This is a genomic window from Skermanella rosea (genome assembly GCF_016806835.2).
GTDB classification, from domain to species: Bacteria; Pseudomonadota; Alphaproteobacteria; order Azospirillales; family Azospirillaceae; genus Skermanella; species Skermanella rosea.
On record NZ_CP086111.1, the window covers coordinates 1,018,174 to 1,043,867 of the forward strand.

Consider the following 25,694-nt stretch of genomic DNA (forward strand, 5'->3'; position numbering starts at 1 on the left):
GGCCACGACCGATATCCGGATTCGGGAGGCGGCGCGGCAGCGTGACATGATGAGCCGGCGCTGTGATCAACGGTCCATTAACTATAGCCGTCCTAGATAGTCGCCGCCCCCACCAAGGTGAATTGAATACCCATGGACAAGATCCGGATTCGCGGCGGCCGGCCGTTGCGCGGCAGCCTGGCGGTCGGCGGCGCGAAGAACGCGGCGCTGCCCCTGATGACGGCCAGCCTGCTGACCGACGAGACCCTGACGCTCGCCCAGCTTCCCCACCTGGCCGACATCACCACGCTGGCCAACCTGCTGGCCCAGCACGGCGTCGTCTTCGGCATGGACGGCTCCGCTCCCCAGGACGGTGCCGCCGGCCGCGTGATCGAGCTGACCACGCGGGAGATCACCAGCACCACCGCCCCTTATGACTTGGTCCGCAAGATGCGCGCCAGCGTCCTGGTGCTGGGGCCGCTGGTCGCCCGCTGCGGCGTCGCCAAGGTGTCGCTGCCGGGCGGCTGCGCGATCGGCGCCCGTCCGGTCGACCTGCACATCAAGGGCCTCGTCCAGATGGGCGCCCAGATCGAACTGGAGGGAGGCTACATCCTGGCCTCCGCCCCCAACGGCCTGCATGGCGCCCAGATCGTCTTCCCCACGGTGTCGGTCGGGGCGACCGAGAACCTGCTGATGGCCGCCTCGCTCGCCAAGGGCGAGACCGTGCTGGTCAACGCCGCCCGCGAGCCGGAGGTGACCGACCTCGCCCGCTGCCTGATCGCCATGGGCGCCGAGATCGAGGGGTTGGGCACCGACACGCTGCGCATCCAGGGCAAGGACCGGCTGCACGGCGCCTACCACACCATCGTGCCCGACCGGATCGAGACCGGCACCTACGCCATGGCCGCCGCGATCACCGGCGGCGACCTGGAGCTGATCAACGGCCGGCTGGAGCATCTCCAGTCCGTGACCAAGGTGCTGGGCGCCGCCGGCATCTCCTTCACCGAGACCGAGCGCGGCTTCCGCGTGGCGCGGGCCAACGGCGTCATGACCGGCGTCGACGTCATGACCGAGCCGTTCCCCGGCTTTCCGACCGACCTCCAGGCCCAGATGATGGCGCTGATGTGCGTCGCCGACGGCGCCGCCATGATCACCGAGACGATCTTCGAGAACCGCTTCATGCACGCGCCGGAGCTGGCGCGCATGGGCGCCAAGATCACCGTGCACGGCGCCTCCGCGCTGATCCGTGGCGTGCCGCGGCTGACCGGCGCGCCGGTCATGGCGACTGACCTGCGCGCGTCCGTCTCGCTGGTCCTGGCCGGTCTGGCGGCCGACGGCGAGACCGAGGTCAACCGGGTCTACCACCTGGATCGCGGCTACGAACGGCTGGAGGAGAAGCTGTCGGCCTGCGGCGCGGACATCGAGAGGGTGAAGGCGGGCTGATCCCTGCCTATATGCGGGGGGACTCAGTACCCCCTGCAGAACGAGACCACACCCATGACTGCCCCGATGAAGCTTCGCGCGGAGGATCAGGAAGACCTCCAGGTGATTTCCGGAATCCTCCAGGACGCCATCGTGCCGATCGGCGAGATGTGCTTCCTCCCGGAAGAGAACCGCTTCGTCATGGTCGCCAACCGCTTCAAGTGGGAGAGCGCGGTCGAGGATCCTGCGCCCGGCCAGCCCGACATCCCGGTGGACGCCAGCTATGACGGCGACGACGGCGACGACATCGCCGTTCCCTTCGAGCGGACCAACTGCGGCATTTGCTTCGACGGCGTGACCGCGGTGAAGACCAAGGGCATCGACCTGCACGAACGCCGCCAGATGCTGGCCCTGCTGGCGCTGGAGGGCATGGACAGCGGCGTGGCCCTGCATTTCTCCGGCGGCGCCTGCATCAAGCTGGAAGCCGCCGGCTGGGTCTGCCGCCTTCAAGACATCGGCGAGCCCTGGCCGACGACCCGCCGCCCCGCTCACCCGGTGGATTGAATAGTCCGTTGATCCGGACTTTCACCGGGCAAATGAAAATAAGTAAAATGCAAAGCAAACACTTTCAAATCCCGAGCATGGCGCGGTGGTAACCCGTTCTCGCCTGGGTTCCTTCGGGAAACGACCTTAGGCGGCATTGACCGCGCCGACCGCCGTCGAGCAATTTTCCTGACTGAAGCTACAGGGCCGGAGCCATGCTCCGGCCGCCCGCCAGCGGTCAGGACGGATGCAGAAAATACTCTCGGTCATCGGCACGCGCCCTGAGGCGATCAAGATGGCCCCGGTCATCAGCGCGCTCGACAGGGCTCCCGATGTCCACAGCCTGGTCTGCGTCACCGGACAGCACCGGAGCATGCTCGACCAGGTGCTGGCCCTGTTCCGGATCGTGCCGGACCACGACCTCGATATCATGAAACCGGGCCAGACCCTGGCGGACATCACCACGGCGGTGCTGACCGGCCTGACCCGGCTGTTGGCCCAGATCAAGCCCGACCGGGTGCTGGTCCACGGCGACACCACCACCGCGATGGCCGCGACGCTGGCCGCCTTCTACGCCCGCATCCCCGTGGCCCATGTGGAGGCGGGGCTTCGCACCGGCGACCTCCAACAGCCCTGGCCGGAGGAGATGAACCGCAAGGTCATCGACAGCATGGCCGACCTGCTGTTCGCGCCCACGGCCAGCTCCCGCGACAACCTGCTGCGCGAGGGGCTGGGGAACCGCCGCATCCTGGTCACCGGCAACACGGTGATCGACGCGCTGCTGCACACCGTCGGGCGCCTGCGCGGCGACGCCGGCCTTGCCCGCGAGATGGACGCGCGCTTTCCCTTCCTGTCCGGAGGCAAGCGGGTGATCCTGGTCACCGCGCACCGGCGCGAGAGCTTCGGCGGCGGCTTCGAGCGGATCTGCCACGCCCTGGCGCGGCTCGCCGACCGGGGCGACACAGCGGTCGTCTATCCGGTCCACCTCAACCCCAATGTCCGCGAGCCGGTGATGCGGCTGCTGGGCGACCGTCCCGGCGTCCACCTGATCGAGCCCCAGGACTACCTGCCCTTCGTCCACCTGATGGAGCGCTCGACCCTGATCGTGACCGACAGCGGCGGCCTCCAGGAGGAAGCGCCGTCGCTGGGCAAGCCGGTGCTGGTGATGCGCGACGTGACCGAGCGGCCGGAAGCGGTCGAGGCCGGCACGGTCCGGCTGGTCGGAACCGACATCGACCGCATCGTCGGCGCGGCCCAGCACCTGCTCGACGACGAGCGGGCCTATGCCGAGGCCCGTCGCGCCCACAATCCCTACGGCGACGGCTTTGCCGCCGAGCGCATCCTCAAGGAGCTGACCCGTGCAGCATAAGTTCTCCCGCGTCGCGATCATCGGCCTCGGCTATATCGGCCTGCCCACCGCCGCCACGCTCGCCAGCCGCGGGGTCGAGGTGATCGGCGTCGACGTCAACGAGCACGCCGTCTCGATGATCACCCAGGGCAAGGTCCATTTCAGCGAACCCGACCTGGACATGCTGGTCCGGGCCGCCGTCATGACCGGCAAGCTGCGCGCCGTCGTGACGCCGGAGCCGGCGGAGGCCTTCATCATCGCGGTACCCACTCCCCTCACGGAGGACAAGCGGCCCGACCTCGCCTACATCGACGCGGCGGCCCGGTCGATCGCCCCGGTGCTGGAAGCCGGCAACCTGATCGTGCTGGAATCCACCTCGCCGGTCGGCACCTCGGCCCGGCTGTCCCGCCAGCTCGCCGAGCTGCGGCCGGACCTGACGTTCCCCCACGCGGCGGGCGAACGCTCCGACATCCGCATCGCCTATTGCCCGGAGCGCATCCTGCCCGGCCGCATGGTGCTGGAGCTGGTCGAGAACGACCGCATCATCGGTGGCCTGACCCCGGCCTGCGCCGCCCGCGCCGACCAGCTCTACCGGATCTTCGTCAAGGGCGCCTGCCTGATGACCGACGCCAACACCGCCGAGCTGGTCAAGCTGACCGAGAACGCCTATCGCGACGTCAACATCGCCTTCGCCAACGAGCTGTCGATGATCTGCGACGGCATGGGCCTGGACGTCTGGCGGGTGATCGAGCTGTCCAACCGCCATCCCCGCGTCAAGATCCTCCAGCCCGGCCCCGGCGTCGGCGGCCATTGCATCGCGGTGGATCCCTGGTTCATCGTGGACGGCATGCCAGAGGCGTCGCGGCTGATCCGCACCGCGCGCGAAGTCAACGATTCCAAGCCGCTCCACATCATCGAACGCATCCGGCGCCATGCCCAGCGCTTCAAGGACCCGGTGATCGCCTGCCTGGGCCTGACCTACAAGCCCAACGTGGACGACCTGCGCGAGAGCCCGGCGCTGGAGATCACCGCCCACATCGCCCGGGAAGGGCTGGGCAAGGTGCTGGCGGTGGAGCCCCACGTCGCGCGCCTGCCCCGCGAACTGGCGGAGTTCGGCAACCTGCGCTTCTGCGACATGTCCGACGCCCTGGCCGAGGCCGACATCGCCGTCCTGCTGGTGGACCATGCGGAGTTCCGGGCGATTGAGGCGAAGGAACTGCTGAACAAGATCGTCATCGACACCCGCGGCTTCTGGCGGGACCGCCTCTACGTCCCCGACCGTTACGGCCGCGCCGCCGCGGAGTAGGGGCAATCCCGAGGGATATCCCGGCTCCGGCCGGGCAGCCATGCGCATCCAAATCTTCTCCCCGGCGGTTACCGTAGCCATGTGAAACGCTTGGCGCTAAACCGTCCCCGGGAGAAAGACCTGTCATGACCAGCAGCCTGTTCACGCCGATCGACCTTGCCGGCGTCGGCTTCGCCAACCGCATCGTCGTGTCGCCGATGTGCCAGTACAGCGCCGAGGACGGCAACGCCAACGACTGGCACGTGATGCATCTCGGCATGCTGGCGAACTCCGGCGCCTCCCTGGTGATCCTGGAGGCGACGGCGGTCGAACCGGCCGGCCGCATCACCCCCGGCGACCTCGGCCTCTACAACGACGAGAACGAGGCGGCGCTGGCCCGCGTCATGGCGGCCGTTCGGCGCTACGGCACCGCCAAGCTGGGAATCCAGGTCAGCCATGCCGGCCGCAAGGCGTCGGCCCAGCGCCCGTGGGAAGGCGGACGGTCGCTGCCGGCGGGGCAGGGCGAGTGGCAGACGATCGCCCCTTCCGCGATCCCGTTCGCCGAAGGCTGGCCCGCCCCGCGCGCCTTCGAGGCGGAAGACTTCAAGCGGGTCCGCGACGGCTTCGTGGCGACCGCCAAGCGGGCCGCCCGGCTGGGCTTTGACCTGATGGAACTGCACGGCGCCCACGGCTACCTGCTGCATTCCTTCCTGTCGCCCCTCGCCAACCGGCGCGAGGACTCCTACGGCGGCGACTTCGACGGCCGCACCCGCTTCCCGCTGGAAGTGTTCGACGCCGTCCGCGAGGTGTGGCCGTCCGACCGGCCGCTCGGCATCCGGATCAGCGCGTCGGACTGGGTGGACGGCGGCTGGACCATCGAGGAGTCCGTCGCCTTCGCCAAGCTGCTGAAGGCCCGCGGCTGCGACTTCATCGACTGCTCCAGCGGCGGCGTCACCCTGGGCATCAAGATCCCGACCTCGCCCGGCTACCAGGTGCCGTTCTCGGCCCGCGTCCGCCGCGAGGCCGAAATCCCGACCATGGCCGTCGGCCTGATCGTCGAACCGAAGCAGGCGGAGCGGATCGTCACCGGCGGCGAGGCCGACATGGTGGCGCTCGCCCGCACCGTCCTGGACGAGCCGCACTGGGGCTGGCGCGCCGCCCGCGAACTGGGCGGGCAGGTGGCCTTCCCGCCGCAATACGCCCGCGCCGCGCCCGACCTCTGGCCCGGCCATTCCTTCCGTGAAGACTCCTCGGTCATGGACTGACTCCCGCGACCGGGAACGATTGGATGACGATGATGAACAAACTGTCCGAAACCCCCGTTTCGGTCCTGGACCTGTCGCCGCTGGTGGAAGGGGCGACCCCGGCCGACTCCTATCGCTGCACGCTCGACCTGGCGCGGCACGCCGACCGCTGGGGCTATAACCGCTACTGGCTCGCCGAGCACCACAACATCCCCGGCGTCGCCAGCTCGGCGACCGCCGTGCTGATCGGCCATGTCGCCGGCGGGACGGAACGCATCCGCGTCGGCTCCGGCGGGATCATGCTGCCGAACCACGCGCCGCTGGTGGTGGCCGAGCAGTTCGGGACGCTGGAATCCCTCTATCCCGGCCGGATCGACCTGGGCCTGGGCCGCGCCCCCGGCACCGACCAGGTAACCGCCCACGCGCTGCGCCGGGACCTCAACCAGACCGGCGACGAGTTCCCGCAACTCCTGGCCGAACTGCGGGCCTATTTCCGCCCGGCGGTTCCCGGCCAGCGGGTCCGGGCGATCCCGGGGGAGGGGATGGACATCCCGATCTGGCTGCTCGGCTCCGGCGGCTTCAGCGCCCAGCTCGCCGGTCAGCTCGGGCTGCCGTTCTCCTTCGCGCGCCAGTTCTCGCCGGCCAACACGCTGCCGGCCCTCGACCTGTACCGGCGCGCCTTCCGCCCGTCTGAGGTCCTGTCGCAGCCCTATGCCATGGTCGGCATCAACGTGGTGGCCGCGGAAACCGACGAGGAGGCCCGGCGCCTGTTCACCTCCCACCAGCAGAGCTTCCTGAACCTGGTCCGCGGCCATCCCATGCGGATCGCGCCGCCGGTGGACGACATGGACGAACTGTGGTCCGAGCGCGAGCGCGCCGCCGTGGAAAGCCAGCTCCGGGGCTCCATCGTCGGATCGCCCGCGACCGTCCGCGCCGGCCTGGAAGCCCTGCTGGAGGACACCGCCGCTGACGAGATCATGGTCAGCGGCATGGTCTTCGACCACGCGGCCCGCCTGCGTTCCTACGAGATCGTGGCGGAGATCTTCGGCAATCTCCGCTTCTGACCGAGGCTGTAGGGCACGGTTGTCACTGATCAACCGGAGGAGCGCTCCCGGCAGCGCTCCAGTCCTTTCGCCGCCCCGCCCGACCATGCACCGCCATGCCGGAAACGGGGATGCTCATCTCGTCAGGACCGGTCAGCCCGCCTGTCTAATCAGCTTGACGACCAACCTTTCGAATTTCGTATCGACAACCCGGTTGACGAGGCGGCGATCGGCAGTAATCAGCGGCAGGTTCTGCTCCTCGGCCAGAGCGAGATAGAAGCAGTCGTAAGCTGGATGACCCATCTCCCGGGCCAGGGTCGCTGCCCGAGATGCGAGACGCTTCGTCGGCACGATGTCCTGGAACAGATCCGGCAACAGTCGGGGAATGGCGTCATATTGCTCCCGCACCATGAAGCCGCGAGAGAAGGCCTTCCAGGCGGCGTTCAGAACCTCGGGAATGACAAGGTCCGGAGCCAGGCGCGCGGTACCGCCAGCGATCAGGTCGGCCGCATCGCTCGACCCTTCCTCTTCGACGAACCACTTGAGCGCGACGCTGGCATCGACGATGGCCGCGCTCACCGTTCATCTCTCCCCTCGCGCACCAAGTCCTCGGCCAGCGGCCGGATTCCGGCCGGAGTAAGGGCACGCAGATGTGCAAGCTCCGAGAGGACGCGGTCGGGCCTGTAGGCGGCTTCGGCCAGGATGGAGCGCAGCTCCTGCTCCAGCGATGTGCCCTTGTTCACCGCGATCTGCTTCAGGCGCTCGACGACCTCGTCCTCGATGTTCCTAATGATCACCTGTGCCATGTTTCACCACAAAGAAGCTGATAGCACGTATGCTATCACGGCGGCGGGCAACGGCAATCATGCTTGACCGAGAAACTCTGGGTCAGGGGCATCGCGCCCGCACTGTCACGCGAACTTGGCCGCGTGGCCGTGCTTCTTCGGCAGCTTGCGGATGAGCTATCGAACCGCTGCCTTGTTCCGCCGGCATGGCGTACGCGCGTTCGCCGGGCCGAACCTGCCGACCCGGCGTTGGATCGCTTCGTAGGAGACTTGAAGCGCCCACCCAGCCGGCGGCTCAGGGTGAACCGAAGATGAAGCTACGCTGCGGGCTGGATGACTGCGAGGGAACGTTCCCGTCACGATGCCTCCGCCGGCCCGGACGCCGGCGGTGCGTGCCGCTTGACGGGGACCGGCGCGGCGCCGGCGTGCCCCGCGCGTCAGTGGACGCTGACGGGCTCCAGCTCGTGCTGGCGCACGGCCGCGAAGGCGGCTTCGCGCTCGGGCATCACTGTCAGGGGCGTGCCGTCGGCGGCGTGGATCGCGTAGCCGGTGGAGCCGTCGACATCGACCACCTTGATATAGGCCAGGTCGTTGACGCCGAATGCCACGAAATCCTGGCTGGAGATCTGGCGCAAAGAGTTCGGGCTGATATTCATGATGTCAGGTCTTTCTGTAACGAACTGCAACGAAACTGTCCGGCGGGCGCAGCCCGCATTCCTGGCAGGAAAGGGCGCGGCCCGCGATCTTCTCACAACGGGTTCGGTCCGTGTTCCTTCAAGGACAACATGCCGCAAGGCGTTTTGTGCTGCCGTATCGCCTACGACCCCACCTATGACCGCCCCGGCTTGGCTCCCCTCGGCCTACGACCGGCCGGGCTCCGGCGTCACGTCGATCGTGCGGGCCGTGGCGCCGTCGTCCTGCCCGCCGGGCGGCTGCTGGATCGCGATGGTCCGCACCTTCGGCTCCGGGATCGGGCGCTTCAGGTCGATGTGCAGCAGCCCGTTGTCCAGGGTGGCGCCGACCACGTCGATCCCCTCCGCCAGGACGAAGCTGCGCTGGAACTGGCGCGCCGCGATGCCGCGATGCAGATAAATGCGCGACTTGTCGTCGGTCTGGCGGCCCCGGATCACGAGCTGGTTGTCCTCTGTCTGGACAGTCAGGTCGTCCATGGTGAAGCCTGCCACCGCCAGCGTGATGCGCAGGCCGTCCTCGCCGATCTGCTCGATGTTGTAGGGCGGATACCCCTCCGCCGAGTTCTTCGAGATCCGGTCGAGCGTCCGCTCGAATTGGTCGAAACCCAGCAGAAGCGGGCTGTTGAACAGGGACAATCGTGTCGTCACGCGGCATCCTCCTCCAGCGAGCGAGTAGCTATGCGGGCCCGGAACCGGCACCCCGGAGGCAGCCCCGGCCGGCGCTGCCTCATCCCTAGATGGGGAACGCGCCGCCGCTGGGCAAGGCTGCCCTGCGTCGCGCCCTTCTCATGCGTATCTTCCTTTAAAAACAAATGACGCGCGGCTATGGTGGCCGCTCCCGGAAGGCACGAGAGTTATAGCAGTGACATCTCCGACCACCAACACGCCGATTTCCGCCATGTCCGCCGCCCCGGCCGAGTCCGGCGACGGGCAGCCCGGCGACCAGCTGGGTAGCGTGATGCAGCGGCTGAACACCTACCGTTCGGGTCCGGACGAGCATGGGCACTTCGGCATCTATGGCGGACGCTTCGTCGCCGAGACGCTGATGCCCCTGATCCTGGAGGTCGAGCAGGCCTACAACGCGGCCAAGGTCGATCCCGCCTTCAAGGCGGAACTGCGCCATTACCTGACGCACTATGTCGGCCGGCCCAGCCCGCTGTACCTCGCCGAGCGGCTGACCGCCCGGTTCGGCGGCGCCAAGGTCTACTTCAAGCGGGACGAGCTGAACCACACCGGCGCCCACAAGATCAACAACTGCATGGGCCAGATCCTGCTGGCCAGGCGGATGGGCAAGCGGCGCATCATCGCGGAGACCGGGGCCGGCCAGCACGGCGTCGCGACCGCCACGGTCTGCGCCCTGTTCGACCTGCCCTGCACGATCTACATGGGCGAGACCGACATCGAGCGGCAGAAGCCCAACGTCTTCCGGATGAAGCTGCTGGGAGCGGAGGTCAAGCCGGTCAGCTCCGGCTCGCGCACCCTCAAGGACGCCATGAACGAGGCGCTCCGCGACTGGGTGACCAACGTCGACGACACCTTCTACATCATCGGCACGGTCGCCGGCCCCCACCCCTATCCGGCCATGGTGCGCGACTTCCAATCCGTCATCGGGGAGGAAGTGCGGGAGCAGATGATGGCCGCCGAGGGGCGGCTGCCCGACAGCCTCGTCGCCTGCATCGGCGGCGGCTCCAATGCCATGGGCCTTTTCTACCCGTTCCTGGACGAGCCGACCGTCCGCATGGTCGCGGTCGAGGCCGCCGGCCACGGCATCGAGACGGGGGCCCACGCCGCCTCGCTGACCGGCGGTCGCCCCGGCGTGCTGCACGGCAACCGGACATACCTGCTCCAGAACGAGGACGGCCAGATCACCGAGGGCCACTCGATCTCGGCGGGCCTGGACTATCCCGGCATCGGGCCGGAGCATTCCTGGCTGCACGATGTCGGCCGGGTCGAGTACATTTCCGCCACCGACAACGAGGCGCTGGACGCCTTCCAGATGTGCTCGCGCCTGGAAGGCATCATCCCGGCGCTGGAGCCGTCCCACGCGCTGGCCGCTGTCACCAAGCTGGCGCCGACCCTGCCCAAGGATCACCTGCTGGTGATGAACCTGTGCGGCCGGGGCGACAAGGACATCTTCACCGTGGCGGACGCCCTGGGGGTCAAGATATGAGCGCTGCCATCGACCATGGCGACACCGCGGCGGCAATGGCCGCCCAATCCGGCCAAGATCGTTCCGGCCAGGCTGCTTCCAGCCGCGCGGCCGACAGCGGGCGGCTCGCCGCCCGGTTCGAGACCCTGAAGCGCGAGGGGCGCGGCGGGCTGGTGACTTTCGTCAGCGCCGGCGATCCCGACTACGCCACCAGCCTCAGGCTGGTCCAGGGCCTGCCGGGCGCCGGTGCCGACGTGATCGAGCTGGGCATGCCCTTCACCGATCCCATGGCCGACGGCCCGTCGATCCAGGCCTCGTCCCTGCGGGCGCTCAAGGCCGGCATGACCCTGCGCGGCACGCTGCGGCTGGTGGAGGAATTCCGCCTGACCGACGCGGAGACGCCGATCATCCTGATGGGCTATTACAATCCCATCTACGCCTACGGCGTCGACCGCTTCCTGACCGATGCGCGGGCCGCCGGCGTGGACGGCCTGATCGTGGTCGACCTGCCGCCGGAGGAAGACGTCGAGCTGTGCCTGCCGGCGCTGGCCGCCGGCGTCAACTTCATCCGGCTGGCGACGCCCACGACCGACGACCGGCGCCTCCCGGCCGTCCTGGCGAACACCAGCGGCTTCATCTACTACGTCTCGATCGCCGGCATCACCGGCGCGGGGGCCGCCACCGACGAGGCGATCTCCGCCGCCGTCGAACGGCTGCGCCGCCATACCGACCTGCCGGTGGCCGTGGGCTTCGGCATCACCACGCCGGCAGCCGCCGCCTCCGTCGCCCGGCTCGCCGACGCGGCCGTGGTCGGGTCGGCCATCGTCAACCGCATCGCCGCCAACCTGGACGAGAACGGCTCGCCCGCTCCTGGACTGGTCGACGACGTATTGGCCTTCGTGCGAACCCTGTCCGACGGCGTCCGCGCCGCTCGCGGCTGACCTCGAGGCATCCGCCTCCAGGTACGCTTTCCAGGCAAGCTTCCCAGGGATCGGCCCCCAAGCATCCAGCCTCCCGAGCAAACCGCCTCCAAGCATTCAGCCTCCACGAACGGCGAAGACCCCGAACCATGAACTGGCTTACCAATTTCGTCCGCCCGAAGATCCGCGCGCTCTACACCAAGAAGGAAGTGCCGGACAATCTCTGGCACAAGTGCGCCAACTGCGAGGCGATGATCTTCCACCGCGACCTGGAAGAGAACCTCCACGTCTGCCAGCATTGCGGCTTCCACATGCGCCTGGATGCCGACAAGCGCCTGAAGATGCTGTTCGACGACGACGACTATCAGGTCATCGAGCTGCCCAAGGTGCCGGTCGATCCGCTGCGCTTCCGCGACCAGAAGCGCTACACCGACCGCCTGAAGGAAGCCCAGGCCAAGTCCGGCAAGAACGACGCGATCCAGGTCGCCCACGGCAGGATGGGCGGCATCCCGACCGTAATCGCCGCGTTCGACTTCGGCTTCATGGGCGGCTCCATGGGGATCGCGGTGGGCGAGGGGTTGCTGGCCGCGGCACGGCTCGCCGTCCTCCAGGAGGCGCCGCTGGTCGTGGTGCCGTCCTCCGGCGGCGCCCGCATGCAGGAAGGCATCCTGTCGCTGATGCAGATGCCGCGCAGCACCATCGCGGTGCAGATGGTGAAGGAGGCGGGGCTTCCCTACATCGTCGTCCTGACCGACCCGACAACCGGCGGCGTCACGGCCTCCTTCGCGATGCTGGGCGACCTGCATATCGCCGAGAAGGGCGCGCAGATCGGCTTCGCCGGTGCCCGCGTGATCGAGGACACCATCCGCGAGACCCTGCCGGAAGGCTTCCAGCGGTCCGAGTACCTGATGGAGCACGGCATGGTGGACATGGTCGTCCACCGCAAGGACCTCAGGGCCACGCTGATCCGGGTGCTCGACCTGCTCGGCCGACCCGGCCCTTCCGCCGAAATCGTCCCCCTGCCGAAGCCGGAGGCCGAGGCCCCCGCCGCGACGGCGAAGGCCGCCCCGACCGAGGCCGAGCCCGTCGAAGCGGCCGAGCCGGAACCGGCGTCCCCGGCGCCGGCGCAACCCCAGAGCGGTGAGACAGTTGAGCCAGCCCCCAACGGCGCCCCGGCCGCCGTCACCCCCGGTGATCGTCCCGAGCGGTGAGCGTGCCGACCCGGTCCTGGACCGGCTGAAGCACCTTCACCCCAAGGTCATCGACCTGTCGCTCGGCCGAACCTTCCGGATGCTGGAGGCCGTCGGCAGCCCGCACCTGCGGCTGCCGCCGGTGGTCCATGTGGCGGGGACCAACGGCAAGGGATCGACCATCGCCTTCCTGCGCGCCTTCCTGGAGGCGGCGGGCCGGCGCGTCCACGTCTATACCTCGCCCCATCTGGTGCGCTTCCACGAGCGCATCCGGCTGGCCGGGGAGCTGATCGCCGACGACCATCTCGCCACCATCCTGGAAGAGTGCGAGGCGGCGAACCGGGGCGAGCCGATCACCTATTTCGAGATCACGACCGCCGCCGCCATGCTGGCCTTCTCCCGCGTGCCGGCTGACGTGCTCCTGCTGGAGACCGGCCTGGGCGGCCGGCTCGACAGCACCAACGTGATCGACCGCCCGGCGGTGACGGCGCTGACCCGCATCTCCTACGACCACATGCAGTTCCTCGGGCCGACCCTGTCCGCCATCGCGGGCGAGAAGGCCGGCATCATGAAGCCGGGCGTTCCCGCCGTCGTGGCGCCGCAGCCGGCGGAGGAGGCCATGGCGGTCTTCCGCGCCAGGTCCGCCGCGATCGGCGCCCCGCTCCACGCGGCGGGGGAGGACTGGACGGTCGCGGCCGCCGGCGACGGCTTCCGGTTCGAGGGACCCGGCCGACGCGCCGACCTGCCGCTGCCGGCCCTGCCGGGCGCCCACCAGATCGTCAATGCCGGGGTGGCGCTGGCCTGCCTCTACCATCTGCCCGGCCCCCGGGTGCCCGACGCGGCGGTGGTGCGCGGACTGGCGGAGGTCTCCTGGCCCGGCCGGCTCCAGCGGCTGACGCGCGGCCCCCTGGTCGACCGGCTGCCCCCGGGATGGGAACTGTGGCTGGACGGCGGGCACAATGATTCCGCCGGCGAGGTCCTGGGCGCCCAGGCAGGCCGCTGGGCCACGACCGATGGCCTTCCCCTCAACCTGATCTTCGGCATGCTGGCGACCAAGGAGCCGGCCGACTTCCTGCGGCCGCTCGCTCCCCACGCGCCGCTGCTCCGCGCGGTCGCCGTTCCGGGCGAGGAGGCCTCCCTCCCTCCCCAGGCCGCGGCGGAGGCCGCGCGCGCCGCCGGCGTCGCCGACGCCAAGCCGGCCGCCGGCGTGGAGGAGGCCCTGGCCGAACTCATGGCGCGCGCCGCCGGGCCGACCCGGGTGATGATCTGCGGCTCCCTCTACCTCGCCGGCGCGGTCCTCGCCCGCCATGGATAGTTAACCACTGGTGAAGCCGTTCACTGCGCGGCGCCGCCGCCGCGGTTAGCTTCCCCTCCATGCACAGGCCAACGCCCAGCCATGGAGACCGGACATGAACAGCCCCTTCGCCCGCAGCCTCGCCGCCACCGCCGCAATCCTGCTCGCCCCGGCCTTGGCTTCGCCGGGCCACGGCGCCGAGGTCAGGATGTTCGACCGCCCGCCCACCGTTTCCGAGGTCCAGGAACTTCTCAGCGCCCCGGCGCCCCGCTACCGCAGCATCGAGATCGTCGGCGCCGCCGGCAAGGCGGTCCAGAACGCGGCCCCGGCGCCGGCCCCCGCCGCCTACTCGCCGCCGGTATCGGCACCGGTTCCGGAACCGGTCGTGGCATCCGCCCAGCAGGTCGTCCCGGCCGTCGCCGAAGCCCCTGTCCCCCGGGCCGAGGTCGCGGCGGGTCCGCCGGCTCCGTCCGCCCGCGACGTGGACGAGAAGGCCTTCGGCTTCCGCATCAACTTCGCCTTCGACTCCGCCGTCATCCCGGCCGAGTCCTTCGAATACATCGACACGGTCGGCCAGGTCATGCAGGACTCGCCGGAACTCCGCATCAAGGTCGAAGGGCACACCGACGCCTCCGGCAGCGACGCCTACAACCAGGCCCTCTCGGAGAAGCGGGCCCGCGCCGTCGCCGAGTACCTGGCCGCGAAGCACCGGATCCCCGGTTCCCGCATCCAGGCCGTCGGCATGGGCGAGGGCCACCCCCTCACCGGGAACGCCTATGACCGGACGAACCGCCGGGTCCAGTTCGCCCGCCTGGACTGAGATACCCGACCGGGCAGGATCGACCTATCCAGAAGACTCCCGACCCCAAGGGCATTTTAACTTTGTTCGCTCCTGTCCGACAATCGGACCAGCGCCCGCAAGGATCGACAGGAATCCGCCGCAGGAGTTGAAATGATCAATCGAGCTGCCGCACTCCTTCTCGCCTGCGTCGCTGCCGCGCCCGCCCTGGCCCAGGATGCCGGCCACGGTGCCGGTCATCACGACGCGGCCCCCGCGGTCCAGCCCGCCGCGCCGGCGAAGCGGATGCCCGCCCCCAAGGATGCCCGGGCCTACATCATCTGGCCGCCCAACGGCGCCGTGATCGAGGGCGGCAAGCTGTGGGTCCGCATGGGGCTCCAGAACTACGGCGTGGCCCCCGCCGGGGTGCGTCGGGACAATACCGGGCACCACCACCTGATCATCGACCGCGACCTGCCGCCGCTCGACGAGCCCATTCCCAACGACCGCAACCACCTGCATTTCGGCGGCGGCCAGACCGAGGCCCGCCTGGAGCTGCCGCCCGGCCAGCACACGCTCCAGACGCTGCTGGGCGATGCCGACCACGTGCCGCACGACCCGCCGGTGACGTCCAACAGGATCACGATCACGGTACGCTGAAAACCGGAAAGGCTCGCCATGAGATCGAACGCCCTGGTCGCCGTCATCGCATTAGGCCTGGTTTCCCTCATCGCCGTCACAGCCACCGCCGCGGAACGCCGACCGGCGCCCAAGGACGCCTATGCCTATATCGGGTGGCCCAACGACGGCGAGGTCGTGACCGGCCGCTTCAAGGTCTGGCTGGGCCTGCGCAACTTCGGCGTGGCGCCCTCGGGCATCGACCGTCCCAACACCGGGCACCACCACCTGATCATCGACCGGGACCTGCCGCCGCTGGACGAGCCGATCCCGAACGACCGGAACCATGTCCATCTCGGCGGCGGCCAGACGGAGACCTATCTGGAGTTGCCGCCCGGACGCCACACCATCCAGCTCCTCATGGGCGACTTCGACCATGTGCCGCACGACCCGCCCGTGACGTCCAAGCGGATCACCATCACGGTCCGCTGAAGGCTCCGTCCCGCAGCAGCCAGACGCGGACGGGAGTGCTCTTGCCGCGGAGCGCGATCTCGCCGACCGGCAGGCCCGCGATGCCGGGGCCGGCAGCCTGCCAGGTGGCCTCGCCGACGATCACCTGGCACCAGGGCGAGGTCGTCTCCGCCACTTCCTTGGCGTGGGCCTCCAGCCGGGCGGCGGTGTTGGCCGTGTCGCCCAGCAGCGAGTATTCCCGGTGCCGCTCCCCTCCCAGGCTGCCGACCACCAGGGGGCCGGTATGGATGCCGATCCGGATGATCACGGGCGGCAGCCCTTCCTCCCGCCAGGACCGGTTCAGGCCCTCCAGCTCGCGGCCCATGGCCAGGGCGCAGCCCATGGCGCGCGCCGCGTCGGCGTCGATCTCGGCCTGGGTGGTACGGGCGACCGGCGCGCCGAACACGGCCAGGACGGCGTCGCCGATGAAGCGCAGCACCACCCCGTCATGCTCCCCGACCAGCCGGGTCATGGCCTCCAGATAGGTGTCGAGCCAGCGGATCAACGCCTCGGGCGGCAGCGCCTCGCAGATCGTAGTGAAGCCCCGGATGTCCGAGAACAGGACCGTGGCGGTGAGCTGCTGGGGCTTCGGCCGCCCTCCCGCCATGAAGGTCGCCCGCTCCCGCCACATCTCCTCCGCGACCGGCTGGGAGACATGGGTGGCGAACAGCCGCATCAGGGTGCGCCGGTCCGCCCGTTCGCGGAGCGACCGGTGCGCCGCCATGCCGCCGATTCCCCCGGCCAGCGCCAGCGACGGGGCGAGCAGGGGGACCAGGGGCCCGCCCGCGGCGAACAGGGTGGCGGCCCCCGCCCACAGGGCCGCCGTCAGCGCGGCACCCGACGCGGCGAGCAGCCAGACCGGCAGCCCGGCCATGGCCAGCGCCACTCCGGCGGCGGCCAGCGCCAGGGTCAGCGCGCCTTCCCAGCCGGACGGCAGCCGCCCGCCGGCGCGCCTCTCCAGCATCTGGGCCAGGACATGGGCCTGGATCTCCACTCCAGGCATGCTGGCGCCGGTCCTGGACAGGGGCGTCCGATGGCGGTCCGTTCCCGACAGCACGGTGCCGACCAGGATCACCTTGCCGGCCAGCCAGCCCGGCGGCAGCAGGTGGACCAGTTCCGCCGGGTAGATCGGGAAGGGCGGCGTCGCGTCGTCCGGCCCGGCGCGCCAAGCGATTCGGAAAGGCTCGGCGGGCGGCTCCGCGCCCAGGGCGAGCGCCAGCCGCGCCGGGAAGCTGGGCGTCCCATCCTCCGCCGCCGGGACATGCCAGCGGACGGACCCGTCCAGCCTGTCCTTCGCCAAGTTGGCGTAGCCGTGCGGGATGCCGGACAGGAACGCGCTCAGGAAGGCGTGCTGCCGCTCGGTCAGGGTGGTCTTCTCCAGCGCCGAGATCGCCACCACCGGGACGCCGGGCTCGGCCAGCCGCCGGCGCAGGGCCTCGTCAAGCTCCGGCAGCGTGGGCTGGTCGAACAGGATGTCGATGCCGATGGCCCGCACGCCCGCCGCCTTGAGCCGGCCGACCAGGTCCGCCAGGAACCCGCGGTCCACCGGCGAGCGGCAGGCCAGCGCCGCGAAACTGTCCTCTCCCAGGGCCACCATGGCGATGCCGGCGTGCTGGGGCTCGGCGGGGGCGAAATGACCGATCAGCAGGTCGCCGAAGCTCTCGTCCGCCAGCTTCAGCGGCGGCGCGATCCGGACCAGCAGGAAGGAGGCGGCCGCGATGGCCAGGATGATCGCACCCGTGATCCAGGGCGGCGACAATCCCGCGGGCAGGGCACGGAACCGGCCTGCCGGCCCCCCGGCGCCAAGTCCGCGATCGGGCGTTCCGACCTCCTGCAAGCGACCTCACTCGACCCGCAGCACGATCTGGGCGACCACCAGCCGGGTCCGCTTGAGCCCGTCGAGTGTGGCTTCCAGCCGCTCGACCGCGTCGCCGTCCATCGGGCGGAACGCCTGCGCTTCGGCGGACAGCGAGGGCGGCAGGTCCTGGTCGGCGGCGAAGCACCGGACCTCGCCGTCGCCGCCCAGCTCCGACGCCGACAGGGGGAGCGGCATCCTGTCGCCCGGGAAGGTCAAGGGCGCGTGGCCTTTGACCAGCGATCCGTCGGACTGGTACGAGGGGAAGATCGGGATCAGGTCGTTCCGACGCCGCAAGTAGCAATACAGGTGCGCATCCCGGTTGGTCTGGAGCACCAGGCGGATCTGGTCGCCGCGCCGGTATGTCGGATAGAGCCCGCGGTCGGACGACAGGTACAGGTCCAGCGGGGCCAGCGCCTCGCCCATGGCGGTCAGCACGTACTCCGCCTGCCGGTTGCAGCCGGCCCGGACGAGGGCCACCGCCAGCGCGCCGACGTCGCCGGCCGCCGCCTCCCGGTCCTCGATCAGCCGGAGCACCAGCGCGTTGCTCCGGGTCCGGTCGCCGCTCGTCGCCAGCATCCGCGCCCCGTCGGCCAGCGGCGCCCGTGCCGGCCAGGGCTGCACCTCCATGCCCTCCGGCCAGGAGATCACCGTTTCCTCGCCGTCGGCGGCGTGCAGGATCGCCCGCTCGAAGGCCGGGTCCGCCGGCTTCCGGAGCTCCGGCGGCTGGCCGGCGGCGGCGCACCAGGTTCCCGGCAGCGACAGGTCGATCGGGGCCAGCCCGCCGGCCTGTCCGCCCGGGGCGGGATCGACGGAACGGGCGGCGCCCAGGTCGTTCTGGGCGAACCGGTCGCCGCCGAACAGGCCGGACAGGCGGCCCTGGACCGGCGTGCCGCCGGACAGCCGGTCCAGCGGTCCGTCATAGGGTCCCTTGACGGTGATCGTCCGGCCGCTGGCAAACAGGAACAGGGCGCTGGTCCCTTCCGGCAGAAGGACCGGCGCCCCGTCCTCGACCACCTGGCCCACGGTGAAGCCCGGGACGGTGGCGGAGACGACGATGGCCTGGTCGGCCGCGGCGGTTCCGGCGGCGGCGCAGAGCGAGAATGCCAGGGCCAGCCAGCCCGGCGGCCGCTTGGTTCGGGGGTGTCGGATCAGCATGGTAACCTCCGTGAATATCGCCCCATGCTGGCCGCTTCCCTGCATGCCCGCAGTAAACCAGGCGACACTTTCGCCCGGATTCAGTTCAGGTCGCGGGCGATCCGGAACCCGTTGGCAAGGTACCGGACGTCCTGGTCGTAGCTGAAGCGCCCGGTGACCGACAGAGAGTCCGCGTCGTTCCGCCAGGACCCGCCGCGCAGGACCCGCTTGCGGCAGTCGCCCTGGGTCCAGGCGCCGCCGTCGGCGGGGGCTCCCCGGTAGTCCTTGTTCCAGCAGTCGGCCACCCACTCGGCGACCCCGCCGTTCATGTCGTAGAGGCCCAGCGGGTTGGGCTTGAAGCTGCCCACCGGCAGGGGAGTCATCCGCTCGTACATGCCGCCGCAGTTCTCGCAGTTGGCGTTCGCCACGCCGACCGCGTCGCCCCACCAGTAGCGCCCGGCGGTGCCGCCGCGGGCGGCGTATTCCCACTCGGCCTCGCTGGGCAGGCGGTATCTCTGGCCGGTCTTCTTGGACAGCCAGATCGTATAGGCGAGGGCGTCGCGCCAGTGGACGTTATGGACCGGCGTCTCGTCGGTGGCGCCGGCCATGCGCGGCATGTCGCTGCATCCGCCGCCCTGGACGCAGGCGCGCCATTCCCCCACCGTGACCTCGAACATACCCAGGGCGAAGGGCTTGCTCAGGCTCACCTTGTGGCTCGGCTGCTCGCTGGGATCGCCGCGCGCGGACCCCATGGTGAAGCTGCCGGCCGGCAGGCGGACCATGATCGGGCATTCCGGGCAATCCTGGAAGCTGTTGGACTGGCCCTTGTTGCGGGTCGCCGGGGAGGCCGGCGGCTCGGCCGCCGCCAGTTGCCCGGCGGGTTTCGCCGGTTCCGGCTTCGGGGGCTCCTGCTTCGGCGGCTCCGCCGCCTTGGCCGGTTCCGGCTTGGCGGGCGCCGGCTTGGGCGGCTCGGCCGCGGCCATTTCCGACTTCGCCGGAGCGGCCGGCGCCGCGGCGGGGGGAGTGGGCTTGGCGGGGGCCAGGGCCGCCACCCGGTCGCGGGCCAGCGGCGCGTTCCTGCTGTCCGGGAAGAGCTGTAGGTAGGCGGCGAAGTCGGCCGCCTGGCCGCGCGTCCGGACCTGCTGCCACAGGACGTCTGCAAGCTCCTGCCCGGCCGGGGGCGTGCCGGCGGTGTCCAGCTCGATGCGGACCGAGGCGGTGGCCTTGCCGCCACGCCCGTCGTCCGCCAGGATCGCGAAGCTGCCGGCCTGGCCGGGAGCCGCCTGCCCGGGATCGTAGGTCAGGCCGGCGATGTCCGCGGCGGTCAGCTTCTCGCCCACGCGCACCGGCTGCGTCCCCTTGCGGACCGAGCCGCGGGACGGCACGGCCGCGACCGTCATCGTCAGCGCGTCGCCGTCCGGGTCGGTCGGCGCCTCGAGCCCTAGCTGCGGCAGCGCCATCCGGAAAGTGCTCTCGCCGGCGACCACCGGCGGGCGGTTCGACTGGTTGACCGTGATGGCGATCCTGCCGGGGGTGGTCCCGCCCTTGTTGTCCATGACGGTGAAGTCGAAGTTGCCGGCGGGGCCGACCGCGCCGACATCCGGCTTGTAGGTGACCTGCGACAGCTGCGCGATGCTGAGATAGTCGCCGATCAGCACCAGCCTTTCGCCGAGCCGGACCTGCCCGAACGCCGGAAGGCCCGAGACCTGGGCGAACACCTCGTCGCCGTCCGGATCCGCGATGCGGCCGATGCCGAGCTTGACGGCGTCCGACGTGTCGCCGATGACGATGGGCTTCAGGGCCGGCAGCTCCGGGTTCCGGTTCGGCGGGGTCGGGTTGAAATAGAACGCCGTGGCGCCCAGCGACCCGAAGATGAACGGCTCCTGCCGGCCCTGGGTGGCCTCCATGACGTTGTCGCGGACCCGGCGGAAGAACAGGCCCAGCTCCAGGCCCGGCACGTTCAGGTTCTGCAGGAGCGCCATGGTGTAGGGGCTGTGCTGGCCGGTGCCGTCCTCCGCCAGGGCGTCGGCCCGCGTCGCCAAGGCCACCAGCGTGTCGCTCGGGGTGTCGTCGACCCGGGACAGGCCGGCCGAAACGTCACGCTCCCGCAGCGCCCCGGCATTGCTCCGCGACAGCCGGTCGGCGAACGGGTTGTTCCGGCAGGCGTCCAGGATCAGCACTCCCAGCTTCCGCGCCTGGGCCAGTTCCCCCAGGATCAGGTTGAGCGGCATCGCCTCGTACACAAGGTCGCGCTCGCGCTCCAGCCGGGCGTCCGAGGGCAGCAGGTAGTTCTGGCCGCGCACCTGGAGGCCGTGGCCGGCATAGAAGATCACCGCCACGTCGGCCTCGGCGGCGCGGATGCCGAAATCGCGGAGGTGACTGGAAAAGCCCCGGTTGTCCAGGTCATAGGCTTCCTGGACCTCGAACTTCAGGTTCTTCAGGGCTGCGGCGATCGCGCGGGCATCGTTGGACGGATTGGGCAGGGCCGGGGCGAACTGGTAGGCGCCGATGCCGATCACCAGCGCGATGCGCTTGTCCGCATCGGCAGCGCGTGCCGGTCCCGCGCCGGACGGAACGGAGCAGGACAGGGCGATGACCAGCAGGCCAAGGAACCGCAGAACTCTCATCGGAGAAACGTCCCCACTGTCGCATTGTCCGCCGCCCGGCCGGGGCCTCGGGCCTGGCCGGCTGCGGCAGCCGACGGCAACATCCTTGATTTATTATAACCCCCCAATGCCGCTCCGGGACAAGCAGGAAATATAAGTATTCCGGGCGCCCGGCCAAACCGATCGGGTAGTAAGCTTTAGTGACGACTCGTTCTAGTCTTCATTGCAAGGGTATGTCCTCATGAGGATCCGTGCCGTTTTCTTGCCTGCCGTTGTGGGCGGGGTGAAGGCGTTCACAGACGACAGGAGCGCGGCGGCCTAGTGTACCGGACCGACATGGCGGACTCTCCGCCGGTCACTATCCCTCGGGGAGGTGCTTCTCAATGCGGACACCGACGGCAATCCTGATCGCCGGGGCTTTCCTGGCCTTATCCACGCCGGGCGGCGCCGGGGCGAAGGAGCTGAACCAGCGGACCCATCTGGAACCGCGGTTCAACGGCAAGATCCAGATGGAGATCGCCAAGAGCTGGCGCCGGCGCGGCGAACTCCAGGACCAGGACTTCACCCAGGGCACGACCCAGGGCGGCAAGCTGTCCTGCGGCAGCCAGGCCGTGGGCAACGTCTATGTTCCCCGGGGCGCCACGGCCCCGCGCGAGGTCGTCACGATCATCACCGGCGACGTGATCAACAACGTGGGACGCGGCGGATGCTGACCGGCTTTCCCTCCGCGATCCCCCTGTTCCGGCCGATCGCCCTGAGCCTTGCCCTGTCGGCGCTCGCGGTCGGCGTCGCGGCCGCTACCGTGGTCAAGGAGGGAGGGCCGCAGCTGGGGGCAAGGTCCGGCGGGGCCGTCCCGTTGGCCCCGGACGGCGCCGTCCGCCTGCAATGCTGGCAGCAGGGCAGCCGCATCATCGACGAGGGCGACCTGCGGGATGCGGCGGTGAACTATTTCGACGCGTCCAACAGCCTGCGCTTCCGCCGCGGCTCCGCGCCCGGCCGCATGGTGATGCTGCTGAGCCCCGCGCCGGAGACCACCTGCCTCCTGATCGAGGACGGCGAGTAGGCGACGGCGCAAGCCCGTTCATTCCTGGAGGAATATGATGATGAACCGGTACCGGCTGGCCACCGTCATGATGGCCTTCGCCCTGGCGGCGGGTCCCGCCTCGGCGCGGGATCGCGCGACGATCGACGAGAGCTTCGGCGCGGGCGCGCTCGACCTCCGCGGACTGGCGGCCCGCGTGCATGTCCGCCTCCATGATTCGGGTACCATCCGGCTCAGGGCGACCGGCCCCGCGTCCTGGATCGACGACCTGTCGCGGTATGCCAAGGACGGCGCGCTGGTGGTCACCGCCGCGCCGGTCCAGGGCTTCGGGGCCGGGTCGGCGGTGACCATCGCGACCGGCTTCGGCGCGCGGGCGGTCACCCGGGTCGGCGGCCTCACCATCAGGTCGGAGGGCACCGGCGACGGCGACCTGCCGGAGGTGGAACTGTGGGTTCCGGCGGGAACCCCGATGACCGCGACCGGGGCGGTCGGGGAGTGGGATATCGCCGACCTGAGGGCGCCGCTCGCGATCGAGGTCACCGCCGGGCAGGCCGCCGCAGGCGCCGTCACCGACGCCACGGTCAGGATCCTCGGCAGCGGCGCCGTGACGGTCGCCAGGGTGGACGGAGACCTGACAGCCGATCTCTCTGGCGCCGGCGATATCACCGTCGGCGGCGGCCGGGTGGACATGCTGACGGCCTCCATCGCCGGAACCGGCACCATCCGGGTCCAGGCTCCGGCGGACCGCGCCGATCTCAGCATCTCCGGTATCGGAACCATCGACGCCGACCGGATCGCGCGCAAGCCGTCGGTGCGGGTCAGCGGGGTCGGGACTGTCCGGACCGGCCTCAGGTGAGCGGCATCTTCAGCCGGAAATCACGGTAAAGCCGGTATTAACCATGATGGCGGTAGTGTCCCCGGACCAGCCGGAACAGCTTCCGGCACGCGTCCAGAGCACGAGACGTCATGACGATTTCCCCGGTTCCCCCGATCCCCCAGCATCCCCGTGCCGCGACCGTCCATCGCGGCATCCGCGGGCTCTACGCGGCCTTCTGGCGTCATGCGGAAGGCAGCAGGTCGCTGGTCGTCACATTCCTGAGCCTGCTGTTCCTGGCCCAGGCGGTGCGGCTGGCGATCCCCTATTTCTTCGGCGCGGCGGTCAATTCGCTCCAGGCGGCGGGCACCGCCGGAACCCAGGACGTGACGCTCGCCGGGTGGAACATGGCCCTGATGTTCGGCGCCTGCGTGCTCGGCTGGGCGATGCACGGGCCGGGGCGGGTGCTGGAACGCTTCATGGCGGTGCGCATCCGCGAGCGGTTCGCCGACTCGCTCTATGCCAAGGCGGTGTCACTGCCGCTCCGCTGGCACGAACGCCACCATTCCGGTGATACGATCCAGCGCATGGCGAAGGCGACGCAGGCGCTGTTCGGCTTCTCGCAGCACCAGTTCATCTATCTCCAGAATTCGGTCAGCCTGATCGGCCCGCTGGTGGCACTTTGCCTCGTGTCGGCCTGGACCGGGGCGGCGGCCGTGCTGGGCTATGCCCTGATCTTCGCGATCCTGGTCCGGTTCGACCGGATCATGGTCTTCCTGCTGAACGAGGAGAACCGGTTCGAGCGGCGCTACACCGCGGAGCTGATCGACTGCCTGGGCAACATCTCCACGGTCCTGACCCTCCGCCTCCAGGCGGCCACCCGCTCGGCGGTGGCTGCCCGGCTGACCTCCGTGTTCGCGCCGCTCCGCCGGAGCATCCTGTTCAACGAGGCGAAGTGGTGCGCGATCGACCTGCTCAACAACGCGATCCGCTGCGGTCTGGTGGCGCTCTATGCATGGCTCGCCTGGCGGAGCGACGGCGTGATCCTGCTCGGCACCGCCGTCATGGTCCACCAGTACTCCCAGCAGATCGGGAACGTCGTCGGCTCCATGGCGACCAACTGGCAGGACCTGGTGCGCTACCAGGCCGACATCGGCAGCGCGGACGAGATCCTGTCGGCCGAGAGCCGCCGGTCGGCCTCGGCCCTGCCGGTCCCGGCCGACTGGCGGGAGATCCGGATCGACGGCCTGACCTTCAGCCACGCCGCGCGCCACGAGGACCGGCCGACGCTGCGCGACGTCTCCCTGGTGCTGAAGCGCGGCGGCCGGATCGCCCTCATCGGCGAGAGCGGATCGGGCAAGAGCACCCTGCTGCGGGTCCTCGCCGGCCTCTACGAGGCGGACCGCGTGTCCATCGCCTTCGACGGCGAGGCCCGGCCCGACCTGGGCGACCTCGGCCCGGTCGCGACGCTGGTGCCCCAGGATCCGGAGATCTTCGAGGGATCGGTCGCCCAGAACATCACCATGGGTATCGCCTATCCGGCCGCCTCGGTCGAGCGGGCCTGCAGCCTCGCCTGCCTCGGCCCGGTGATCGACCGGCTTCCCGGGGGTCTCGCCACCGAGATCACCGAGCGCGGGCTGAACCTGTCGGGCGGGCAGAAGCAGCGGCTGGCGCTGGCGCGCGGCATCCTGGCGTCGCGCGACAGTTCGCTGATCATGCTGGACGAACCGACCAGCAGCATGGATCCGGCCACCGAGGCGCGGATCTACGACAACCTGCTGGCCGAGTTCCCCGACGCCTGCATCGCGTCCTCGATCCACCGGCTGCACCTGCTGACGCGCTTCGACACCATCGTCTGGATGGCCGACGGCGCGGTGGTCGACCTGGGATCGCTGGACGCGCTGCTGGAGCGTCAACCGGCTTTCCGCGTGCTATGGGAAAGCTACGCGGGAACCCGGGCCGGAAGCGGCCCGGCGGACTGCGGCCCGGCCGGTCACTCCGGGCTGGTGCTGGCCGCCTGACCGTTCCTGGCGGCCTGGCGCGAGCGGCGCCATTCGGTCCAGCGCCGCTCGCCGCGGATCATCAAGGCCGAGGTCGGGCGGCGCAGGAACGGCACGTCCAGGGCGAGCAGGAGCACGCCCAGGGGAACCATCCAGAAGCCCAGGATCGGCAGGAAGCCCACCAGGCCGCCGAGGATGAAGAGGACGCCGGCCGGTATCCGGATCCAGCGGGCGTCGGGCTTGCGCAGGCCGCCGACCGGCCGGGCGATCCAGCCGGGCAGGCGGCGTTGAAGGCGCTCGAAACTGCGGTCGAGCCGCCGTTGGTCTGAGTTGATCATGATGCGCCCTGAACTGGGGTGCCGCGGGCCGTTTTTGAAGACCCGACCCTAACAGGTCACCGGTGCCACGGTTCCTGACATTCCGGTTTGCCCCCGCCCGCC

The 25,694-nt window shown here is 70.1% G+C and carries 25 protein-coding genes; 17 read left to right on the plus strand and 8 right to left on the minus strand.

The genetic code is table 11. From position 1 onward, the window contains the following. Positions 1 to 132 precede the first annotated feature (132 nt). From murA to JL101_RS04775, 6 genes are all read left to right on the plus strand, one after another. On the plus strand, positions 133 to 1,422 hold the full coding sequence (murA, locus tag JL101_RS04750; protein WP_203099489.1) for a UDP-N-acetylglucosamine 1-carboxyvinyltransferase: 1,290 nt from the start codon (positions 133 to 135) through the stop codon (positions 1,420 to 1,422). Positions 1,423 to 1,476: 54 nt separating this feature from the next. Next, the gene (locus JL101_RS04755) at positions 1,477 to 1,965 is read left to right on the plus strand and encodes a DUF2948 family protein (RefSeq protein WP_203099490.1); all 489 of its coding nucleotides are present in this window, start codon (positions 1,477 to 1,479) and stop codon (positions 1,963 to 1,965) included. A gap of 226 nt (positions 1,966 to 2,191) precedes the next feature. After that, a complete protein-coding gene (gene wecB / locus JL101_RS04760; RefSeq protein WP_203099491.1) occupies positions 2,192 to 3,313 on the plus strand; it encodes a non-hydrolyzing UDP-N-acetylglucosamine 2-epimerase in 1,122 nt (373 codons plus the stop codon). Next, positions 3,303 to 4,598 carry a UDP-N-acetyl-D-mannosamine dehydrogenase gene (gene wecC / locus JL101_RS04765; protein WP_203099492.1) on the plus strand — a complete coding sequence of 432 codons (1,296 nt, stop codon included), beginning with the start codon at positions 3,303 to 3,305 and terminating at the stop codon, positions 4,596 to 4,598. Before wecB ends, wecC begins: the two co-directional genes overlap by 11 nt. A gap of 125 nt (positions 4,599 to 4,723) precedes the next feature. Beyond that, positions 4,724 to 5,842 carry an NADH:flavin oxidoreductase/NADH oxidase gene (locus JL101_RS04770; protein WP_203099493.1) on the plus strand — a complete coding sequence of 373 codons (1,119 nt, stop codon included), beginning with the start codon at positions 4,724 to 4,726 and terminating at the stop codon, positions 5,840 to 5,842. 23 nt (positions 5,843 to 5,865) lie between these two features. Beyond that, positions 5,866 to 6,885, plus strand: coding sequence for an LLM class flavin-dependent oxidoreductase (locus JL101_RS04775; RefSeq protein ID WP_323374711.1), 1,020 nt, complete (start codon positions 5,866 to 5,868; stop codon positions 6,883 to 6,885). Positions 6,886 to 7,017: 132 nt separating this feature from the next. Here JL101_RS04775 and JL101_RS04780 read toward each other — a convergent pair whose 3' ends face one another. From JL101_RS04780 to JL101_RS04795, 4 genes are all read right to left on the minus strand, one after another. Next, entirely contained in the window at positions 7,018 to 7,443 is a 426-nt protein-coding gene (locus JL101_RS04780; RefSeq protein WP_203099494.1) for a type II toxin-antitoxin system VapC family toxin, read from the minus strand. Beyond that, on the minus strand, positions 7,440 to 7,670 hold the full coding sequence (locus JL101_RS04785) for a FitA-like ribbon-helix-helix domain-containing protein (RefSeq protein WP_203099495.1): 231 nt from the start codon (positions 7,668 to 7,670) through the stop codon (positions 7,440 to 7,442). The genes JL101_RS04780 and JL101_RS04785 overlap by 4 nt, the downstream gene beginning before the upstream one ends. Positions 7,671 to 8,086: 416 nt before the next feature. After that, the gene (locus tag JL101_RS04790) at positions 8,087 to 8,305 is read right to left on the minus strand and encodes a DUF1150 family protein (protein ID WP_158044092.1); all 219 of its coding nucleotides are present in this window, start codon (positions 8,303 to 8,305) and stop codon (positions 8,087 to 8,089) included. A gap of 204 nt (positions 8,306 to 8,509) precedes the next feature. After that, positions 8,510 to 8,989, minus strand: coding sequence for an Hsp20 family protein (locus tag JL101_RS04795; protein ID WP_203099496.1), 480 nt, complete (start codon positions 8,987 to 8,989; stop codon positions 8,510 to 8,512). A 310-nt stretch (positions 8,990 to 9,299) separates the two neighbouring features. On the opposite strand from JL101_RS04795, the gene trpB reads away from it, so the two are divergent. The 7 genes from trpB to JL101_RS04830 all read left to right on the plus strand — a co-directional run bounded on the left by trpB (position 9,300) and on the right by JL101_RS04830 (position 15,782). Next, the gene (gene trpB, locus JL101_RS04800; RefSeq protein WP_203099605.1) at positions 9,300 to 10,511 is read left to right on the plus strand and encodes a tryptophan synthase subunit beta; all 1,212 of its coding nucleotides are present in this window, start codon (positions 9,300 to 9,302) and stop codon (positions 10,509 to 10,511) included. After that, positions 10,508 to 11,431: a tryptophan synthase subunit alpha gene (trpA, locus tag JL101_RS04805; RefSeq protein WP_228435285.1), complete on the plus strand. Its 924-nt coding sequence runs from the start codon at positions 10,508 to 10,510 to the stop codon at positions 11,429 to 11,431. The genes trpB and trpA overlap by 4 nt, the downstream gene beginning before the upstream one ends. Positions 11,432 to 11,559: 128 nt before the next feature. Further along, on the plus strand, positions 11,560 to 12,621 hold the full coding sequence (accD, locus tag JL101_RS04810) for an acetyl-CoA carboxylase, carboxyltransferase subunit beta (RefSeq protein ID WP_203099497.1): 1,062 nt from the start codon (positions 11,560 to 11,562) through the stop codon (positions 12,619 to 12,621). Continuing rightward, on the plus strand, positions 12,560 to 13,915 hold the full coding sequence (locus JL101_RS04815) for a bifunctional folylpolyglutamate synthase/dihydrofolate synthase (protein ID WP_456115340.1): 1,356 nt from the start codon (positions 12,560 to 12,562) through the stop codon (positions 13,913 to 13,915). The genes accD and JL101_RS04815 overlap by 62 nt, the downstream gene beginning before the upstream one ends. Positions 13,916 to 14,009: 94 nt before the next feature. Then, complete coding sequence (locus tag JL101_RS04820; protein WP_323374712.1) at positions 14,010 to 14,714, plus strand: OmpA family protein; 705 nt, start codon at positions 14,010 to 14,012, stop codon at positions 14,712 to 14,714. A 132-nt stretch (positions 14,715 to 14,846) separates the two neighbouring features. Further along, the gene (locus tag JL101_RS04825) at positions 14,847 to 15,332 is read left to right on the plus strand and encodes a DUF4399 domain-containing protein (RefSeq protein WP_203099498.1); all 486 of its coding nucleotides are present in this window, start codon (positions 14,847 to 14,849) and stop codon (positions 15,330 to 15,332) included. A gap of 18 nt (positions 15,333 to 15,350) precedes the next feature. Then, complete coding sequence (locus tag JL101_RS04830; RefSeq protein WP_203099499.1) at positions 15,351 to 15,782, plus strand: DUF4399 domain-containing protein; 432 nt, start codon at positions 15,351 to 15,353, stop codon at positions 15,780 to 15,782. Here the strand turns inward: JL101_RS04830 and JL101_RS04835 are convergent. From JL101_RS04835 to JL101_RS04845, 3 genes are all read right to left on the minus strand, one after another. Beyond that, positions 15,769 to 17,637: an adenylate/guanylate cyclase domain-containing protein gene (locus JL101_RS04835; RefSeq protein WP_203099500.1), complete on the minus strand. Its 1,869-nt coding sequence runs from the start codon at positions 17,635 to 17,637 to the stop codon at positions 15,769 to 15,771. The genes JL101_RS04830 and JL101_RS04835 overlap by 14 nt on opposite strands. Before the next feature lie 6 nt (positions 17,638 to 17,643). Continuing rightward, entirely contained in the window at positions 17,644 to 18,813 is a 1,170-nt protein-coding gene (locus JL101_RS04840) for a DUF4384 domain-containing protein (protein WP_203099501.1), read from the minus strand. A gap of 80 nt (positions 18,814 to 18,893) precedes the next feature. Then, positions 18,894 to 21,419, minus strand: coding sequence for an SUMF1/EgtB/PvdO family nonheme iron enzyme (locus JL101_RS04845; protein ID WP_203099502.1), 2,526 nt, complete (start codon positions 21,417 to 21,419; stop codon positions 18,894 to 18,896). A gap of 362 nt (positions 21,420 to 21,781) precedes the next feature. Here JL101_RS04845 and JL101_RS04850 point away from each other — a divergent pair, with 362 nt between their 5' ends. The 4 genes from JL101_RS04850 to JL101_RS04865 all read left to right on the plus strand — a co-directional run bounded on the left by JL101_RS04850 (position 21,782) and on the right by JL101_RS04865 (position 25,275). Next, positions 21,782 to 22,111: a hypothetical protein gene (locus JL101_RS04850; protein ID WP_203099503.1), complete on the plus strand. Its 330-nt coding sequence runs from the start codon at positions 21,782 to 21,784 to the stop codon at positions 22,109 to 22,111. After that, a complete protein-coding gene (locus JL101_RS04855) occupies positions 22,105 to 22,461 on the plus strand; it encodes a hypothetical protein (RefSeq protein WP_203099504.1) in 357 nt (118 codons plus the stop codon). The genes JL101_RS04850 and JL101_RS04855 overlap by 7 nt, the downstream gene beginning before the upstream one ends. A gap of 34 nt (positions 22,462 to 22,495) precedes the next feature. Continuing rightward, on the plus strand, positions 22,496 to 23,296 hold the full coding sequence (locus JL101_RS04860) for a head GIN domain-containing protein (RefSeq protein ID WP_203099505.1): 801 nt from the start codon (positions 22,496 to 22,498) through the stop codon (positions 23,294 to 23,296). A 110-nt stretch (positions 23,297 to 23,406) separates the two neighbouring features. After that, complete coding sequence (locus tag JL101_RS04865) at positions 23,407 to 25,275, plus strand: ABC transporter ATP-binding protein (RefSeq protein WP_203099506.1); 1,869 nt, start codon at positions 23,407 to 23,409, stop codon at positions 25,273 to 25,275. On the opposite strand, the gene JL101_RS04870 is transcribed toward JL101_RS04865, so the two are convergent. After that, positions 25,248 to 25,592 carry a hypothetical protein gene (locus tag JL101_RS04870; protein ID WP_203099507.1) on the minus strand — a complete coding sequence of 115 codons (345 nt, stop codon included), beginning with the start codon at positions 25,590 to 25,592 and terminating at the stop codon, positions 25,248 to 25,250. The two genes, JL101_RS04865 and JL101_RS04870, sit on opposite strands and share 28 nt — an antisense overlap. Positions 25,593 to 25,694: the final 102 nt, after the last annotated feature.

What these genes read in the sequence shown, in the direction of transcription:
- JL101_RS04865 (WP_203099506.1), top strand. Translation starts at nt 23,407, where the DNA reads ATGACGATTTCCCCGGTTCCCCCGATCCCCCAGCATCCCCGTGCCGCG.
- JL101_RS04770 (WP_203099493.1), top strand. Translation starts at nt 4,724, where the DNA reads ATGACCAGCAGCCTGTTCACGCCGATCGACCTTGCCGGCGTCGGCTTC.
- JL101_RS04870 (WP_203099507.1), bottom strand. Translation starts at nt 25,592, where the DNA reads ATGATCAACTCAGACCAACGGCGGCTCGACCGCAGTTTCGAGCGCCTT.
- JL101_RS04855 (WP_203099504.1), top strand. Translation starts at nt 22,105, where the DNA reads ATGCTGACCGGCTTTCCCTCCGCGATCCCCCTGTTCCGGCCGATCGCC.
- JL101_RS04850 (WP_203099503.1), top strand. Translation starts at nt 21,782, where the DNA reads ATGCGGACACCGACGGCAATCCTGATCGCCGGGGCTTTCCTGGCCTTA.
- JL101_RS04840 (WP_203099501.1), bottom strand. Translation starts at nt 18,813, where the DNA reads ATGCTGATCCGACACCCCCGAACCAAGCGGCCGCCGGGCTGGCTGGCC.
- JL101_RS04825 (WP_203099498.1), top strand. Translation starts at nt 14,847, where the DNA reads ATGATCAATCGAGCTGCCGCACTCCTTCTCGCCTGCGTCGCTGCCGCG.
- trpB (WP_203099605.1), top strand. Translation starts at nt 9,300, where the DNA reads ATGCAGCGGCTGAACACCTACCGTTCGGGTCCGGACGAGCATGGGCAC.
- murA (WP_203099489.1), top strand. Translation starts at nt 133, where the DNA reads ATGGACAAGATCCGGATTCGCGGCGGCCGGCCGTTGCGCGGCAGCCTG.
- trpA (WP_228435285.1), top strand. Translation starts at nt 10,508, where the DNA reads ATGAGCGCTGCCATCGACCATGGCGACACCGCGGCGGCAATGGCCGCC.
- JL101_RS04775 (WP_323374711.1), top strand. Translation starts at nt 5,866, where the DNA reads ATGACGATGATGAACAAACTGTCCGAAACCCCCGTTTCGGTCCTGGAC.
- JL101_RS04790 (WP_158044092.1), bottom strand. Translation starts at nt 8,305, where the DNA reads ATGAATATCAGCCCGAACTCTTTGCGCCAGATCTCCAGCCAGGATTTC.
- JL101_RS04845 (WP_203099502.1), bottom strand. Translation starts at nt 21,419, where the DNA reads ATGAGAGTTCTGCGGTTCCTTGGCCTGCTGGTCATCGCCCTGTCCTGC.
- JL101_RS04755 (WP_203099490.1), top strand. Translation starts at nt 1,477, where the DNA reads ATGACTGCCCCGATGAAGCTTCGCGCGGAGGATCAGGAAGACCTCCAG.
- accD (WP_203099497.1), top strand. Translation starts at nt 11,560, where the DNA reads ATGAACTGGCTTACCAATTTCGTCCGCCCGAAGATCCGCGCGCTCTAC.
- JL101_RS04820 (WP_323374712.1), top strand. Translation starts at nt 14,010, where the DNA reads ATGAACAGCCCCTTCGCCCGCAGCCTCGCCGCCACCGCCGCAATCCTG.
- JL101_RS04785 (WP_203099495.1), bottom strand. Translation starts at nt 7,670, where the DNA reads ATGGCACAGGTGATCATTAGGAACATCGAGGACGAGGTCGTCGAGCGC.
- JL101_RS04830 (WP_203099499.1), top strand. Translation starts at nt 15,351, where the DNA reads ATGAGATCGAACGCCCTGGTCGCCGTCATCGCATTAGGCCTGGTTTCC.
- JL101_RS04860 (WP_203099505.1), top strand. Translation starts at nt 22,496, where the DNA reads ATGATGATGAACCGGTACCGGCTGGCCACCGTCATGATGGCCTTCGCC.
- wecB (WP_203099491.1), top strand. Translation starts at nt 2,192, where the DNA reads ATGCAGAAAATACTCTCGGTCATCGGCACGCGCCCTGAGGCGATCAAG.